The organism is Rhodanobacter hydrolyticus (assembly GCF_044904645.1).
Genome location: NZ_JADIKK010000008.1, coordinates 4,491,369 through 4,507,654 on the forward strand (window position 1 = coordinate 4,491,369; position 16,286 = coordinate 4,507,654).

The following is a 16,286-nucleotide window of genomic DNA, read 5'->3' on the forward strand; positions in this document are numbered from 1 at the left end:
CGTATGGATAGACAACCTGCCATTGGATCGCCGCCATGCCCGCCCGTCCCGTCCTAGCTGCAAGCATGGCCGCTGCGTCTGTCCACCGTCGGCACAGGCTGCGCCAATGGTTCGATACGGCGGAAACATCGGAGGCGATGGATGATGCACGCGCCGACCGTATCGACTGGCTGCGTGCAGCGCCGTTCGTAGCTCTCCACCTGGCTTGCTTCGGCGTGATCTGGGTAGGCGTGTCGCCGACGGCGCTGGCTGCGGCTGCGGTGCTGTATGTGTTGCGCATGTTCGCGCTCACCGGCTTCTATCACCGCTACTTCTCGCACAAGACCTTTCGCACCTCGCGCGCAGTGCAGTTCGTGTTCGCCGTGATCGGCGCCACCTGCGTGCAGCGCGGCCCGCTGTGGTGGGCCGCGCACCACCGCAATCACCATCGCCACGCCGACACCGCGCTCGATCCGCACTCGCCCAGTGTGCACGGCTTCCTATGGAGCCACATGGGCTGGTTTCTCACGCCGCGAGCATTTCGCACCGAACTGGAGCGCGTGCCGGACCTGGCGGCGTATCCGGAGTTGCACTGGCTCGACCGCTACGACATCGCCATGCCGGTGCTGCTGGCAGTGGCGCTGTACGTGCTGGGCGCCTTGCTGCAGCACGTGGCGCCGCAACTGCATACCAGCGGCGCACAATTGCTGGTATGGGGGTTCGTGGTATCCACGATAGTGCTGTTCCACGCCACAGTGACGATCAATTCGCTGGCGCATCGCTTCGGCTCGCGCCGCTTCGCCACGCGCGACGACAGTCGCAACAATCCGTGGCTCGCCCTGCTCACCTTCGGCGAGGGCTGGCACAACAACCACCATTACTTTCCCGGCAGCGCGCGACAGGGCTTCCGTTGGTGGGAAATAGACCTGACCTGGTACGGCCTCAAGCTGATGGCGCTGCTCGGCCTGGTACACGACTTGAAACCGGTGCCCGCATGGGTGCTTGGCAAGGCGGAGCACTGAGATGCGCATCGCCGTGATCGGATCGGGCATCGCGGGTCTGGCCTCGGCATGGCTGCTGTCGCGCCGCCACTCAGTGACGCTGTACGAGGCGAACGACTACCTCGGTGGCCACACGCACACGCACGATATCGAGCTCGCCGGCCGCCATTACTTCGTGGACACCGGCTTCATCGTGCACAACCCGGTGCATTACCCGTTGCTGACGCGGTTGTTCGAGGAACTCGGCGTGGCCTCACAACCCACCACGATGAGCTTCGCGGTGCACAGCGAAGCTAACGGGCTGGAATACAACGCCACCTCACTGGATACGCTGTTCTGCCAGCGGCGCAACCTGTTGTCGCCGCGCTTCATCGGCATGGTGCGCGACCTGTTCCGGTTCTACCGCGAGGCGCCTGCCCTGCTCGATGGCTCGCACCAGGGGCCTACGTTGGGCGACTGGCTCACCGAACACCGCTACGGCGCAGCGTTCCGCGACGAGCATCTGGTGCCGATGGCCTCGGCGCTGTGGTCGTCACCGCCTGCGCAGATCCTGTCATTTCCGGCACGCTACCTCGTGCAGTTCATGGCGAATCACCAGATGCTGCAAGTGGCCGAACGACCGGAATGGCGCGTGGTGCGCGGCGGCTCGGCCACCTACGTGCAAGCTCTACGCAGGCGCTGGAAAGTGGACGAACGTCTGAACAGCACCGTGCGCGGGATCCTGCGCGGTACGTACGGCGCAACCGTGACAAGCGGCACAGGTAGCGAATGTTTCGACCACGTAGTGCTCGCCTGCCACAGCGACCAGGCACTGGCTTTGCTGACCGACGCCACCGACCGTGAGCGCAGCATTCTTGGGGCGATTCCCTACCAAGCCAACGACGTGGTGCTGCATACGGACGCCACACTGCTACCCAGGCGGCGAAAGGCCTGGGCCGCCTGGAATGCCTTTATTCCACGCAAGCCGGAAGCCCCATGCACGGTGAGTTACTGCATGAACCTGCTGCAGGGGCTCGATTCGCCCGAACCGCTCGTAGTCACGCTCAATCGCAGTGACGCGATCGATCCGGCCAAGATCCTACGCCGCCTGTGCTATCACCATCCGGTCTACACGCACGCCTCGGTAGCCGCGCAGGAACGCAAGTCGGAAATCCAGGGCGTCAACAACACCTGGTTCGCCGGCGCGTACTGGGGATGGGGCTTTCACGAAGATGGTATTCGCAGCGCGGTGGAACTGGCTGCCGCGTTTGACGTGCGCTGGAACGACGCCGGGCTCGCCGAGCCGCCGCGCCCGGCCAGGGAAGCCGCATGAGCGAAACACTGCACAGCGCGGTGTACGAAGGCACGGTATGGCATCGCCGGATGACGCCGCACCCGCACGCCTTTGCCTATCGCATGGCGCAGCTGTACCTGGATCTCGACGAGGTGGATCGCGTGTTCGCCAACCGTTGGCTGTGGTCGAACGGGCGCCGCAACCTCGCTGAATTCCGTCGCAGCGACTACCTCGGCGCGGCCTGGATGCCGCTGGCCGATGCGGTTCGCCAATGCGTGCAGCAGGCGGTGGGCCGTCGCCCGGCCGGGCCGATCCGCCTGCTCACGCATCTGCGCTACGGCGGTATCGTCTTCAACCCGGTGAGTTTCTACTACTGCTACGGCGAGGACGGTTGCACGCTGGAGTGCATCGTCGCCGAAATCACCAACACGCCATGGCGCGAACGCCATGCCTATGTGCTGCCGCGCGACACCGCACGAGACCACGGGAGCCTGCTGCGCTGGGATTTCCCCAAAACCTTCCACGTCTCGCCGTTCATGCCCATGGACCGCGAATACGACTGGCGCTTCAGCGTGCCCGGCGACGACCTGCAGGTGCATATGAACGTGCTGCGCGACGGCGAACCCCAGTTCTGCGCGCACCTGCGCATGCAGCGTCTGCCGCTCACCGGCGCTTCGCTGGCGCGCGTGCTGTGGCGCTACCCGCTGATGACGGCGCAGGTGGTGGGCGCGATCTACTGGAACGCGCTGCGCCTGTGGCTGAAACGAAACCCCTTCCACGACCATCCGCAACTTCCGCGAGGCGCGCCATGAATGCCGTCGTCCATCACGATTCCCGTGCCTCCATCGGCGGTCTCGACCGTTTCCTGCGCGAGCGCCTGCTCAGGCAATTGGCAGGTTTTGGCCATGGCCGGCTGACCTTGCGCGATGCGCTGGGCACCGTGCTCATCGGCACGCCGGCTGGCGAGCCCGCGGATCTGTCGGTGCCGATCGACGTGCTCGATCCGGGCTTCTATCGCACCGTTGCGACCAACGGCAGCGTGGGCGCCGGCGAGGCCTGGATGGACGGCCACTGGCACTGCAGCGACCTGGTCGGCCTGATCCGCCTGTTGCTGCGCAACCGCGACCTGCTCGACGGCATGGAAACCGGGTTGGCGCGCTTCGGCGGCATGGCGATGCGCGCGGTGCACGCCTTGCGGCGCAACACGCGCGACGGCAGCCGCCGCAATATTTCCGCGCATTACGACCTGGGCAACGACTTCTTCGGACTGTTCCTGTCGGGCGACCTGATGTACTCCTCCGCCTACTGGGCAGGCTCCGACGACACGCTGGAAGCCGCATCCGCTCGCAAGCTGGATCTGATCTGCCGCAAGCTCGACCTCAAGCCCGGCGATCGCGTGGTGGAGATCGGCACCGGCTGGGGCGGCTTCGCGTTGCATGCGGCGAAGCACTACGGTTGCCACGTCACCACCACCACGATCTCGCGGGAGCAACATGCGCTGGCGCGCGAACGGATTGCGGCGGCAGGCCTGAGCGACCAAGTCCACGTGCTGCTGCAGGATTACCGTGACCTCGACGGCCAGTTCGACAAATTGGTGTCCATCGAGATGATCGAGGCCATCGGGGCCGAATACCTGGACGCGTACTTCCATCAGCTCGGACGCCTTCTCAAGCCCGACGGCGTGGCCCTGCTGCAGGCAATCACCATCGAAGACCACCGCTACGCGCAGGCATTGAAGTCGGTGGACTTCATCAAACGCCACGTGTTTCCCGGCAGCTTTATCCCCTCGCTGAGTGCGATGCTCGCAGCCAAGGCACGCAGCAGCGACCTCGGCCTGATCGCGCAGGAGGATTTCGGCGACTCCTACGCGCGCACACTGCACGCCTGGCGCGAACGCTTCATGGCGAAATTGCCCGAGGTGCGCGCACAAGGCTTCGATGAACGCTTCATCCGGATGTGGGAGTTCTACCTCGCCTACTGCGAGGGCGGCTTCCGCGAACGGTCGATCGGCGTGTCGCACCTGCTCATGGCGCGTCCGCGCTGGCGGTGGGATGGCTCTTGCACGGAGCGCGGCGCGGCATGAGTTTCTGGCTCATCCTGATCGCCTACGAAGCGGTATGGTTCGTCGCCGTGATCGGCGCTGGGCACGGGCAATGGTGGCCGGGCGTGCTGGGTGCGCTCGCCTTCGCGGTTTGGCGGCTGCGGGCATCGGTGCACCGGCGCACGGAATGCCGGTTGGTTGCGACGGCACTCCTGCTCGGCCTGATCCTGGAAAACCTGTGGGTGCGTGCCGGGCTGGTGGGCTACGCCACGCCATGGCCGTGGGCCGAGTCACCGGCGTGGCTGATGTCGCTGTGGCTGGCCTTTGCACTGACCATTGTGCCGTTGTTCGGTTATCTGCATACGCGGCCCCTGCTGGCCGCCGTGTTCGGCGCAATCGGCGGACCGCTGGCCTACCTGGGTGCCGCACGCGGTTGGCATGCGGTGTTGCTGCCCGCGCCGATCTGGCCGAGCTTGCTGGCTCTTGCCTCGGGTTGGGCCGTCGCGTTGCCGTTGCTCACCACGCTCGCGCGACGCTGGCTGCAGGCTGACGTCGTACGGGACGCGGCATGAACGCGTGGCTGATCCTGCTGCTGGTGTGGGTGCTGGCCGCACCGATGATGGCGCTGGGCTGGCACTGGCAGCGGCGGCATACCAACACGGGCGTCGTCGACGTGTTGTGGGCCACCGGCCTATGCGGCGCCGCGGCGCTGCTGGCCTGGTTCGGTCCCGGTGCGACGGCGCCGCGTCTGCTGCTCGGCCTGCTGAGCGGCTTGTGGGGCTTGCGATTGGCGCTGCACCTGTGGCGGCGCGTGGGCCACGAACCGGAGGATGGCCGCTATCGCACCATGCGCGAGCATTGGCGCGGCGACCAGCGCATACTGTTCGCGTTCTTCCAGTTCCAGGCGATGCTGATTCCGCTGTTCGCCCTGCCCTTCGTGGCGGTGGCGACGAACGCAGCCGTCCGTCGCCCATGGCTGATCGCTGGCGTAGTGATCTGGATCGCCGGCGTGCTCGGCGAAGCCGTCGCCGATGCCCAGCTCGCGCGCTTTCGCGGCCAGCCGCAACATCGCGGCCGGACCTGTCGCTGCGGGCTATGGCGCTATTCGCGCCATCCGAACTACTTCTTCGAATGGCTGCACTGGTTCGCCTACGTCGCGCTCGCGGTCGGCTCGCCGCTGGCCTGGCTTGCGTGGAGCGGACCGGTGCTGATGTTTCTCTTCCTGCGCTTCATCAGCGGCATCCCGTTCACCGAGGCGCAGGCGTTGCGTACCCGCGGTGAGGACTACCGCGCCTACCAGCGCAGCACGCCGATGCTTTTCCCGTGGTTCCCAAAACGCTCCACCGGCCTGAGGACCGAATGATGCATACCGTTGCCCAGGACACCCTGGAACTGTCGGCCGAGCACGCGGCAGCCGGCGTGCTCGGCTTGGCCGAACGCGGTCTGTTGCCCGACGCGCTGCTGCGCCTCGGCATCCGTCGCATGTGCGCCGGGCGCCTGCGCGAGGAACGCGCCGGCGGCCTTTCCGCGCAGGCAGAGCGGCAGTCGCGGCTGATCGACATGCTCAAGCGCAGCCCGCTGGCCATCGAAACGGCGGCGGCCAATGCGCAGCACTACGAATTGCCGTCGGCGTTCTTCGAACGTTGCCTCGGCCCGCGCCTGAAGTACTCGTGCTGCTACTACCCGCGCGGCAACGAGACGCTGGCCGAGGCAGAGGATGCGATGCTGGCACTGTACGGCGAACGCGCCGAGCTGGCCGACGGGCAGCGCATCCTTGAGCTCGGCTGCGGCTGGGGCTCGTTCACCTTGTGGATGGCCGCACGCTATCCCAACGCGCACATCACCGCTGTCTCCAACTCGCACCGCCAGCGTCGCCACATCGAGATGCAATGCCGGCTGCGCGGCCTGAGCAACGTCCACGTATTGACCCAGGACGTGAACACGCTCGCCATGGCGGAGGAGCAGTTCGACCGCTGCGTCTCCATCGAGATGTTCGAGCACATGCGCAACTACCAGGTGCTGATGCAGCGCATCGCCAGCTGGCTGGTGCCCGGCGGCAAACTGTTCGTGCACATCTTCGCGCACCGTGAGCTGGCGTATCCGTTCGAGACGGCGGGTGCGGACAACTGGATGGGTCGGCACTTCTTCACCGGCGGCCTGATGCCCGCCGGCGACACCTTGCTGCATTTCCAGCAGGCGCTCGCCATCGAACAGCGCTGGTCGGTGGATGGCACGCACTACGAGAAGACCGCCAACCACTGGCTGCAGCGTCAGGATAGCCAGCGCGAGGCGGTGATGGCCGTGCTGCGCGAGGCCTACGGCGAACACGCTTCGTTGTGGTTCCAGCGCTGGCGCATGTTCTGGATGGCCTGCGCCGAATTGTTCGGCTATGCCAACGGCCAGGAATGGCTGGTAGCGCATTACCGCTTCATTCGGCCATGAGGCCTGGCTGCGTCGTGCGAACCTTCCGCGCGCTTGTACTAGGAATGGCTTTGTTTTCCAGCGTCGCCTCCGCGGGCACGCTGCCGCCGATCCAGCCCGTGCCGCACGTGGACCTTCCGCGTTTCATGGGCACCTGGTACATGATCGCCGCCATACCCACTGTATTCGAACGCAATGCGTGGAACGCGGTGGAAACCTACACGTTGCAGCCCGACGGCAATGTCATTACCACGCTCTGCTTCAACAAAGGCGCCGCCGACGGGCCGCTGAAACAGATCCATTCCACCGCCTACGTGCGGCCCAATACCGGCAGCAGCGTGTGGGGAGTTCAGGTGTTCTGGCCGATCAAGGCACAGTATGTCGTGGCGTGGCTCAAGCCCGATTACAGCGAAATGATCGTCGCACGCGATGCGCGCGACTACACATGGGTGTTCGCGCGCACGCCCACCGTGACGGCGGCGGACTGGGCATCGCTGCGGACGCAGGTCGCGGCGATGGGCTACGACACATCAGCGCTCCGAAGGATCCCCCAATCATGGGTGGCTACGCCTGACAGCGCGCTGCACTCTGGACAGAGCAGGCAAATCACCCTGCCCCAGCGATAACCCGGTTCAAACGGAAAGTGATTAACCGTCCTTGCACCGACTGATAGTAGCCACTGCAACTTTAGCCATGAGCAGACCGTTGCCGCGTTCCACATGCTCGTGCGCAAGGTAGACGTCGGGAATCATCGACCTGATCGAAAGCCTCTAGCTCGACCAGAGCCATGGCGCACAAATCACGGATCCTTGATCCATCGATCCACCCCTATGGGTTCCCTTCGAAGACCAGAAGTCCAAGCTGCCCTATTCAGATAACACGGACTAATCGCCCTGTCCGAGGCCCCTCTTTCGGCCAGAAGCAGACATCGCTGCGGCGATTCGCAACCATGAAGGCGTTTAGGGAGGAAGGGCACCAAAGCCCCTGCGAGGCGGGCATTCAAGCCTTCATTGGGCCAGGTAGAAATCCATCGGGATAAGCTCGACGGCCCAACCGCCTGCTTCGCCCAGCATGGCAGCCGGATGCATGGATGCGATACGCAGCGCCTCGTCGTGGCTGTCCGCCTCGATGATGAACAGGCCGCCAACCACTTCCTTCGATTCGGTGTAAGGCCCGTCACTGACGTGCGTCTTGCCGTTGCGCGGGCGAAGCGTCCTCCAGTTGTCCAGATCGCCCAGCGACGCGGAAACCAACACCTTGCCGGTAGCGCGCATCTTCTCGTCCAGTGCAGGGCATTGGCTTACCAGTTCCTTGACGTCGTCTGACGCCATTGCGGCGAATTTTTCGGGAGTGAAGTAGGCCAGGCCGAGGTATTTCATGGGAGATCCTTTGAGTGGAGGTGCCCTGGCGACGAAGCTGCTGATCGGAATTCGACAACGCTCGGAAAACTTGTAGCGGGTCTCTGCCTGCCCGTCTTGGGTCATGCAGGCTTCGGCCCATCCCCGGCAATCCCATCCGTTCGCATTGCCCGGATCACGGCGAATAAAGCGACGTGCACTTTCCGCAAAGACCGCTCCGCCTCCTGTGTGATGGTCATTCTGGCTCTCAAACGCCCACAAACGCACACAGGTCGGCGTGCAACTGCTCTGCATGCGTATACATGAGACCGTGCGGCGCGCCTTCGTAGACCTTGAACGTGCAGTGTGGGATCAAGGCCGCCGTGGGAGGCCCTGCCAGGTCAATCGGGATGGATACATCCTTAGTCCCGTGAATGAGCAAGGTCGGAACCTCGATCCTGGAAAGTTCTGCGCGAAAGTCCGTGCCCGTGACGGCGCGGTTGCACTCGATCGCCACGGGCAACGGCGTTTCCAGCAAGAGTTTCGCGCCCCATTCCATCATCTGCTCCGAGGTCTCGGGCGAGAAAAAAGCTGGCGTATTGTCGACGACCCATCGGGGAAAATCCGTCCGCCAAAGGGCCCGGACCATCTCGAATTTTTCTTCCGGAACGCCTGCAGGGTTGTCGGCGCTCTTCGTCAGGTACGGCAATACCGGCGCAAGGAGCACGATACGCTTTACCCGACTGCTGCCGTGGCGTGTGAGGTAGCGAATGATTTCCGAACCGCCCATCGAGTGACCGACCAGCGTCAGTTCCCGGAGATCCAACGCACTGATGACATCCGCCATATCGTCTGCAAGCGTGTCGTAATCGTATCCGCCGGGAGGGCAATCGGAGCGACCGTGCCCTCTGCGGTCGAAAGCGATGCACCTCATCCTGTCGCCGAGCGACGCGAACTGGTAATCCCACATCCGGCTCTGCAGCGCCCAGGAGTGCACGAAGAGCACGGGCGCTCCCTGCCCCCATTCCCGCCAATACAGGGAAACACCATCGCGCGTCTCGATCTGCGAACTCGGCTTGCTCATATCTTCTCCTTACCGTGGCATCAGGTGGTTGGCTGGATGGGAGTGAGGCTAGCAAGCGGTACTGACAGGTTCTGTCAGCAGAGTCGAGGCACATTTGGATGCACGGGTTCCGGCACGGCGTCGTCCTGTCGATGACTTGCCTGGGCATTGAATCCGCTGCGCTCCCTCACTAGTCACTAGCGAGATTCGCACACCTTGGCATCCGCCCCCGATCGCCCTGCACTACTGCCCGTTTCATCGTCCCTCGCAGCCACCCGATTTCCCGACCATGGCCAGCGATGCAGCTGAAACAAGCAACAGTTTCCATACCGTCTTCTTGCCGTGAATGCCCCCTGCAGCATGCGTGACTTTGAGCATTGGTGGCTTACTCTCAGCGGGGAATAAATTGGAGCAGGCGACCTGAAAATCGGATTCGACATCTCGATCGGCAAAGCGAATGTGACGATCCCGGCCGGAGCTGGCCACGCTTCGATCGCGAAACTCTACGGAACTATCCCGTGCCCCCCATTGAAACCGAGCGGCTCCGCATCGAACGATTCACCCTCGACGACGCTGGCTTCGTTCTCGAGCTGCTCAACGAGCCCGATTTCATCGAGAACATCGCCGACAAGGGAGTACGTGACATCGCCGGTGCCGAGGCGTATCTGCGCGACGGGCCTATGGCGATGTATGCCAGTCACGGGCATGGCCTCTGCATGGTGCGCTTGAAGCAAGACGGAGAACCGGTGGGGATGTGCGGCTTGATCCGCCGTGACACGCTCGACTATCCGGATATCGGCTACGCCTTCCTGAAACGCCACCATGGCCGTGGTTATGCCAGCGAATCCTGCGCCGCCGTGCTCGAACATGCGAGAAGGCAGTTGGATATGGCGCGCATCGTGGCGATTACCGCGCCACGGAATGCCGCATCGATCCGCGTGCTCGAAAAGCTCGGATTCCGCTTCGAAGCGGAGATGAGCATTCCCGGGTACAGCGAACCGAGCCGGTATTTCATCAGCGACCCATGAAAGCCGAGCCTGCCATGCAACTCGTCTCGAGGAAGCCGATGCCTGCCGGACAGACCGATGGCAAGCGACCGTCGGCGCAGCATGCTCCGCTGCGGCAGGTCGAGCACGGGGTCGAGGTACTCGACAATCTGCGACGAGCGCGTCATCGCCATCTGGACGCGTATGCGACCGTGGTCGTCAGCGGAACCTTCGAGGAATCCAGCTATGCCGGCCGCATCCGCGCGACCGCCGGCGACGTGCTCGTGCATCCGCAGCTCGACGCCCACGAAAACCACCACGTCTCATCCACCGTCAAGCTGATCCGGTTGCCGTGGATCGATCGCTGCGGAACCGGCGGGTTGTACAGGCTGAAGGACTTGGACGAATTGGCGCGCGTCGCCGAAACCGACGTGCCCGAAGCAAGCGAGCGCCTCGCCCATGCCGTTCTCCATGGACTCTCGATCCCCTGCGGACTGCGCAACGACTGGCCGGACCAGCTTGCTGCAGACCTGGCGAACGACGTGTCAATGTCGCTTGGCCATTGGGCGAGCAGGAACGGTTTGGCACCCGAAACGGTGTCGCGCGGCTTTTCAAAGGCCTACGGCACCACGCCCGAAGTGTTCCGGGCCGAATTGAAGGCAAAGGCGGCCTGGTTTCGCATCACGCATGCAGACGATCGTCTCGGCGAGATCGCCGCCGAAGCGGGGTTCGCCGACCAGGCACACATGACACGATGGATCCATCGGCTTACCGGCCTTTCGCCCACGACATGGCGCGGGCTCGCAACCGGGCGTCGCTACCTCAGTTGAGTCTTTTCCAGACAAGGTCTTCGTTGTTGCGACGCTCGACATAGGCAACCACCTTGCCCTGGCCGTCGTATTTGAAGAGCTCGCGGCCTTCCACACCTTTGCTGAAGAAAATGTCCGCCGCTTCGGGGATCAGTTGCCGTTTCTGCTTGCCGATTTCCTGCGCATAAAGACTGGACCCCTCCCGGGAGATCGTGAGAGTCACACCCGGACCAAGCTGGTATTGACCGACATAGCGCGGGTACCTGCCCATGTCCGGCACTCCCGGGTTCGGATCGGCGTAATAGCGAAACGTCTGCTCGGCGATGATCTGCCATTTCCCGTTGCGCCTTATCCACGTATCCGTCCCGTGATAGCGCGCCGTGTTGAGCTGGCCGAAGATGGTTTCCGTCTCGTTGAGGTCGTAGCCGAGCACGATGGTGTCCCCGACCGTGCGGCTGACCGGGTTCACCAGATCGAGTGTTCCGACATCCCCTTTCGACAGCGGCGTGATCTCCTTCAACAAGCGCGCCTTGTCCATGCTGCGCCCGCGCTCATCGAAGACCAGCGCATCGTCGGCGAACTGCTCGTCGAACGGCTTGGGGTTTCCGGCATCGACGGCATGCATGCGCTCCTGTGTCAGGCGCACCAACTCTTCCTGGGTCATCGTGCCCGAATCCTGTGCGTAACAGGCCAGGCATGCTGCCATCAGCAGCGGCATGGACATCAGCGAAAGCTTGGTCACGGGCGACGCTCCCTTGGCTTGGCAATGGAAAACACTTGAGATGACGATCGAGGCCGGACGACGCCGGTATGCCTTGCACTGGCGGTGGTCACTTCTTGTCCAGGCCCTCAAGCACGTGCTGCGCGTCCACGCGGTCGTCCATGATCACGGCCCTCCTGGCATCGCGCTCAACTTCCGGCCTGAACTGCCTGAGCCCGAAGGTGCCGACCAGCTGTACGCCGATTTCGTGTATCTCCAGGAAGGAGTCCTCGATGGCATCACCGACGAGCTGAGTCACCGCTTGCCTGTCGTCGGGAGGCAATGAGTCCTTCAACGTCTGCAGGTGCGTCAGAGCGACTAGGCGGACGCGTTTCGGAGGTCCAGGCTTCGCATAGGTGAAGACGACGTGCGTGGCCTGCGGCGTCTTCATCGCAGCCAGCCCGTTCAATGCACCGATCGTCACGTTGATATCCCGGGTGGAAGCCAACACTGCCCGCAGTGCATCAAACGCCCTGGGACTGCCGGAGCGGCCGATCTGCTCGGCCGCCGCGGCCTGCACCGCATAGCTTGGGTCGTCCCGCATCGCCTTCAGCAACGCCTGCCGCACGCCCGGGTCGCCGAGGAAATGGCCCATCGCGCCGACCACCGCGGTGCGCACCTGGCTATTGTCTTGTCCCAGTGCGGATAACAACGCCCGCTTTGCCTGTTCGGCATGGCTCTGCCCCAGGCTGGATGCTGCTTCGATGCGGACCCCGTAGAACGTGTCGTTGTTCAACACGCTGTCGATGGCCTGCACGCAACAGTCCTTGTCTGCCGCGGCATGCTCGCCCAACTGCTTGACCGCCCACAGGCGACTCATCATGTGCGGATCGTGCAACGCCTGTACGCCGAGCTCTTCGTCCGGCTTGGGAAATGCGACCGTCTTGAAGAGTACGTCGTCAGGATCGAAATCGACCCACTTGGGCTTGAAGACCAACGGAATGTCGAACTCCTGGTTCGCGGCATCATCTCGCACCTGCCTGTCGACCTGCCGGTTGTTGTCGCCGAAGAAGGCGAGATGGATCGGCATATCGAAGATCGGCGTGTTCGCATTCACCTCCCGTGTCTGCGCCACTTTCACGATTTCCATCCGACGTGCCGGGTCGTAGCTCGCCGAGACGCGATAGGCAGGGTGGCCACCCTTGAACACCCACTCGTAGAAGAACCAAGAGAGGTCCTGCCCGCTGCTGGACCGGATGCTGCTGATGAGATCAGCCGTATCGGCAGTCTGGGCATGATGCGCGGCAAGGTAATCGTTGAGCGCGTGGAACATGATTTCGTTCTGCGACGCCGGGATCGTCATGGCGCTCTCGCCGTCCAGCACGTAGCGCATCATGTCCAGCACGGAAGCGCCTTTCTCGTGGGTGATCTGCTCGAGCATGTCCATCGGATCGACATATTTGCGATAGACGATCGGACGGTTGTTCTCCGTCGCATCGGCATGAAGGGCGGCTTTCTGGTCGCCGTAGATTTCGTAGCGGTATGCGTCGTTGCTCTCGTGGTACTGCGTATACAGCGCGGTCAGGTACGTGGCGAAACCCTCGTTGAGCCAGATATTGGCCCAGTCCCGGCCTTGCACGTAATCACCGAACCAGTGCTGACCGAGCTCGTGCGCGACAAGGATGGTGCTGGGATAGTCTGCTTCGGCTCTCGCATCGTGCAGCGCCTCGTCGACCAGGGTCGTGGCGCTGACATTTTCCTGACCGCCGAAAATGAAGTCGTGCACGGTCACCTGATCGTATTTCTCGTAGGGATATCCAATGCCCGTGGCGCGCGAGAAGAATCCGATCATGTCGGGCGTGAGATGGAAGGTGCGTAACGCCGTCGCGTCGTCGACGCGCCGATCGACGAAGTAATCCACCGGCTTGCCGTCGTAGCTGTCATGCAATTGCTTCCATGGACCGATCGCCAGGGACAGCAGATATGCGCTATGCGGAACATGCTCCACCCAGTCGTACGTCACCTGGCCGCCTGCATGCTTCACGCTCTCCAGGGTGCCATTGGAAACGACGACTTGCCCTTCGGGTACGGTGGTGATCGTTTCGCTGGTGGCCATGTCGTTGGGATAGTCCCAGCACGGAAACCAGTGGTGGTTGAACTCGGGCTCCCCCTGCGTGTAGATCTGCGGCGGCACACCCGGGTCGTCCTTGCCAGGATTGACGAAGTAAAGTCCGGCGCTGGGAACGCCGTGATAGACGATGCGGATACCCAGTGAGTCCGACGGACCGTAAGCGCGCTGCAAGCTGATCCAGAGACAGCTGTTGTCCGTGTCGTGCGGCAGTGCCTCGACAGCACCGTCGGTGCGAACGAGCGCCACGGACTCGATCGTCATGTCTTCGCTGTTGATGCAAAACCGGTCGAACCCGGCAGCAAAGGGCCGGATGGTGACAATCTCGTCACCGAATACTTCCCGTCTGGCCTGGTCGAAGTGGAGCCGCAGCTTGTAGTTCTCGACGTGGTAGCTCCGGCTCGGTGCCCAACGCATGGCCGCAGGACTGTCCGCGTCCGGCGCGGCGTGGAGCACTCCGGTAAAAAGCAGCGCCAGGAGCAGACCCATGCGCCGGAATCCGGTGCGCCACCATGAACTGCGCACCACAGGTGTTCCCCGTACTCGGAAGTCGCAGCGCAACCGGGAGGGGCTCGGAGCAAGCGGCATGGCATCGTTGGCAAGGAAGGATATGTTCATTGCGCCGTAAGTTGCCTGCCGGAACCGTCGGTGTCTTGAACGCATTTGACGCTCACCGGCGAATGGCGCTTTCGCGGGCCGATGACCCATGCACGGCGGTACGAAAGCGAGGCGGTAAGCTTCGGCATCCCGCCCTGGCCGACCTCCGATGCGCAGACCGCGATGGCGTCCCGGATATCGCCCGGTCTTCCTCAACATTCTTCGGCCGGCGACAGCTTCCCATAGCAGGCGAGGCGCTCTTCCAGCGTCCCCGTATGCAGTTCAAAAAGATGGTTGTCGAAGTCGTAGAAATAAAGCGACTCCCCTTCCCCATCCTTCCTGGGTCGCGGAGGAAGGATGTCCAGGCCCATTGCCTCGATCTTCGGAATACAGGCTGCAAGATCCTCGCGGTTAACGCGGAAGGCAACATGCTCATAAGACCTGCGCTCGCGCGAATCGCCTTCCATCACGGCAATCCACAAGCCATTCAACAGGAAGAACTTCTCGCGCGAAAGAGAAAAATTGCGTTCGATGCTGTCGTAGATTTCGCGTGCCCCGAGCACCTCGCACAAGACCGCCTTCATGCGATCCAGGTCGCGCGCCATGAAGGTGATGTGGCTGATGGCATGCATGCATCTTACCCATGTCGAAGCTGGCAACCCCGCGGCATCCCCCCGACAAGGTCCAACGATCAGGCGCGAACAGTGTCGATGGCCAAGGCTACACGAGTTTCAACAACCAGAGTGGAAGCTAGATTTTTCAAGTGATAACAGCACAAGAATTTTTGAATATCTCAGTTGCCACAGGTTGGGTTCCAGAATTGAGCGGAAGGCTACTTTCTTGAGGGCGAGAGTTGGCGCTACGAGTGGCGAGGACAGCCGTTATGCGGCCGGAGGCTGGAAAGGTCTTTTTGTTGGCTTTGGTTCTGGCTTGGCTACTGGGACAATTAACGCATGACGAAACTGCAGACCGAGTGACGGATGCGATATTAAGCGCCACGGCCGTGTCAAATAATCTCCTTGGGATTGCGTTAGATCTAAATTCGGCTAACGCTACATTTAGCCATCAAGGCGCATCATTAACGAATGGACAATCTTCAAGAGTTGGTATAACCTACCAGCAATATATTACGTAAAAATAGTTGATTGCTTTCTATTCACTACAAGGATCGAAGATATGGTGTTTAAATTTTTGAATTTTCCATCCCTATCTCTCGGGGCTATTGTGATTTTTTTATATACACATGCGTGACGGTAGCGGTGACGGTGAGTGCTGGTTTTGGTCAGGGCGCCCTTGCCGTCTTAGGTCTATTTCCCCTTTTGGCCATTGTCTGGTATTCAGCGTTTATTATGGAATCAGATCTTGTTATCGATGATACTGGCATTTCCAAGGTATTTAAGGGTAAGACGCTCCAGTCGCTTGACTGGGAAAACATTAAATCATTTAAGAATTTAACCATTGTGGCGCCCGGTGGAAAGGTGAGCAGATTTTTTCATGTACACCCAATAAAAAAATCAAAGATTCACATCTTAAGCGGCGGGAGAGTGGTCTTCTCTAGTCGTATGTACAATTTTGAAGAATTTGTGAAATTAATAAACGGATATATTAAATTTTATAGAATAAGAGTTGACGTGGTTAATAATGGAGAATGCATTTCACGTAATGAAATATTTGTCTATAATTTGATATGACGCGGGTATATTGAATTACATTCAGAGGCAACATGACTTGCATGGGACACCGCGCCTTCCGACAGGGTGGGTACGATCCGCGCTCAGGCGGGGGCCTGCGCTGCGACCTGTTTGAAGTAGGCTGGCGGGCCCACTCTCTCCATGCGTCGGAAGGTGCTTAGCTTTTCCGATCCATGCTTGATGGGACCGGTAATGAATGGCATCCGACGACTCGGCGTCTGGATGCCACCCCTCCGATCTCATAGGGGCCGGGCATTCGC

At 61.8% G+C, this 16,286-nt stretch carries 17 protein-coding genes; 11 read left to right on the forward strand and 6 right to left on the reverse strand.

From position 1 onward, the window contains the following. The first annotated feature begins 35 nt into the window (after window positions 1–35). The 8 genes from ISP25_RS22620 to ISP25_RS22655 are packed head-to-tail and all read left to right on the forward strand — an operon-like array spanning window position 36 to window position 7,341. Window positions 36–1,001 (forward strand): acyl-CoA desaturase, encoded by a 966-nt coding sequence (locus tag ISP25_RS22620; protein WP_192157347.1) that lies wholly within the window; start codon window positions 36–38, stop codon window positions 999–1,001. Between the two features lies 1 nt (window position 1,002). Then, window positions 1,003–2,292 (forward strand): NAD(P)/FAD-dependent oxidoreductase, encoded by a 1,290-nt coding sequence (locus ISP25_RS22625; RefSeq protein WP_404611909.1) that lies wholly within the window; start codon window positions 1,003–1,005, stop codon window positions 2,290–2,292. Beyond that, window positions 2,289–3,065 (forward strand): DUF1365 domain-containing protein, encoded by a 777-nt coding sequence (locus ISP25_RS22630; protein ID WP_192157343.1) that lies wholly within the window; start codon window positions 2,289–2,291, stop codon window positions 3,063–3,065. Before ISP25_RS22625 ends, ISP25_RS22630 begins: the two co-directional genes overlap by 4 nt. Continuing rightward, entirely contained in the window at window positions 3,062–4,336 is a 1,275-nt protein-coding gene (locus ISP25_RS22635; RefSeq protein ID WP_404611912.1) for a class I SAM-dependent methyltransferase, read from the forward strand. Before ISP25_RS22630 ends, ISP25_RS22635 begins: the two co-directional genes overlap by 4 nt. Continuing rightward, a complete protein-coding gene (locus ISP25_RS22640; RefSeq protein WP_404611913.1) occupies window positions 4,333–4,866 on the forward strand; it encodes a DUF2878 domain-containing protein in 534 nt (177 codons plus the stop codon). The genes ISP25_RS22635 and ISP25_RS22640 overlap by 4 nt, the downstream gene beginning before the upstream one ends. An 11-nt stretch (window positions 4,867–4,877) precedes the next feature. Then, window positions 4,878–5,657, forward strand: a complete 780-nt coding sequence (locus ISP25_RS22645) for a DUF1295 domain-containing protein (RefSeq protein WP_404612082.1) — start codon at window positions 4,878–4,880, stop codon at window positions 5,655–5,657. Then, window positions 5,657–6,736, forward strand: a complete 1,080-nt coding sequence (locus tag ISP25_RS22650; protein WP_404611915.1) for an SAM-dependent methyltransferase — start codon at window positions 5,657–5,659, stop codon at window positions 6,734–6,736. The genes ISP25_RS22645 and ISP25_RS22650 overlap by 1 nt, the downstream gene beginning before the upstream one ends. 44 nt (window positions 6,737–6,780) lie before the next feature. Further along, a complete protein-coding gene (locus tag ISP25_RS22655; protein WP_404611917.1) occupies window positions 6,781–7,341 on the forward strand; it encodes a lipocalin family protein in 561 nt (186 codons plus the stop codon). 381 nt (window positions 7,342–7,722) lie between these two features. Here ISP25_RS22655 and ISP25_RS22660 read toward each other — a convergent pair whose 3' ends face one another. The 3 genes from ISP25_RS22660 to ISP25_RS22670 all read right to left on the reverse strand — a co-directional run bounded on the left by ISP25_RS22660 (window position 7,723) and on the right by ISP25_RS22670 (window position 9,601). After that, window positions 7,723–8,094, reverse strand: coding sequence for a YciI family protein (locus tag ISP25_RS22660; RefSeq protein WP_404611919.1), 372 nt, complete (start codon window positions 8,092–8,094; stop codon window positions 7,723–7,725). Window positions 8,095–8,320: 226 nt separating this feature from the next. After that, window positions 8,321–9,136, reverse strand: a complete 816-nt coding sequence (locus tag ISP25_RS22665; protein ID WP_404611921.1) for an alpha/beta fold hydrolase — start codon at window positions 9,134–9,136, stop codon at window positions 8,321–8,323. 234 nt (window positions 9,137–9,370) lie between these two features. Beyond that, entirely contained in the window at window positions 9,371–9,601 is a 231-nt protein-coding gene (locus ISP25_RS22670) for a hypothetical protein (RefSeq protein WP_192157326.1), read from the reverse strand. 32 nt (window positions 9,602–9,633) lie between these two features. On the opposite strand from ISP25_RS22670, the gene ISP25_RS22675 reads away from it, so the two are divergent. Then, window positions 9,634–10,143, forward strand: coding sequence for a GNAT family N-acetyltransferase (locus tag ISP25_RS22675; RefSeq protein WP_192157324.1), 510 nt, complete (start codon window positions 9,634–9,636; stop codon window positions 10,141–10,143). A 14-nt stretch (window positions 10,144–10,157) separates the two neighbouring features. Continuing rightward, window positions 10,158–10,931, forward strand: a complete 774-nt coding sequence (locus tag ISP25_RS22680) for a helix-turn-helix domain-containing protein (protein WP_404611923.1) — start codon at window positions 10,158–10,160, stop codon at window positions 10,929–10,931. Here the strand turns inward: ISP25_RS22680 and ISP25_RS22685 are convergent. The 3 genes from ISP25_RS22685 to fosX all read right to left on the reverse strand — a co-directional run bounded on the left by ISP25_RS22685 (window position 10,924) and on the right by fosX (window position 14,967). After that, window positions 10,924–11,652 (reverse strand): nuclear transport factor 2 family protein, encoded by a 729-nt coding sequence (locus tag ISP25_RS22685; protein WP_404611925.1) that lies wholly within the window; start codon window positions 11,650–11,652, stop codon window positions 10,924–10,926. The two genes, ISP25_RS22680 and ISP25_RS22685, sit on opposite strands and share 8 nt — an antisense overlap. Before the next feature lie 88 nt (window positions 11,653–11,740). Next, window positions 11,741–14,227 carry a M1 family aminopeptidase gene (locus ISP25_RS22690; RefSeq protein WP_404611927.1) on the reverse strand — a complete coding sequence of 829 codons (2,487 nt, stop codon included), beginning with the start codon at window positions 14,225–14,227 and terminating at the stop codon, window positions 11,741–11,743. Between the two features lie 320 nt (window positions 14,228–14,547). After that, window positions 14,548–14,967, reverse strand: a complete 420-nt coding sequence (gene fosX, locus ISP25_RS22695) for a FosX/FosE/FosI family fosfomycin resistance hydrolase (protein WP_404611929.1) — start codon at window positions 14,965–14,967, stop codon at window positions 14,548–14,550. A gap of 615 nt (window positions 14,968–15,582) precedes the next feature. Here fosX and ISP25_RS22700 point away from each other — a divergent pair. Then, on the forward strand, window positions 15,583–16,026 hold the full coding sequence (locus ISP25_RS22700) for a hypothetical protein (RefSeq protein WP_404611931.1): 444 nt from the start codon (window positions 15,583–15,585) through the stop codon (window positions 16,024–16,026). The last annotated feature ends 260 nt before the right edge of the window (window positions 16,027–16,286 follow it).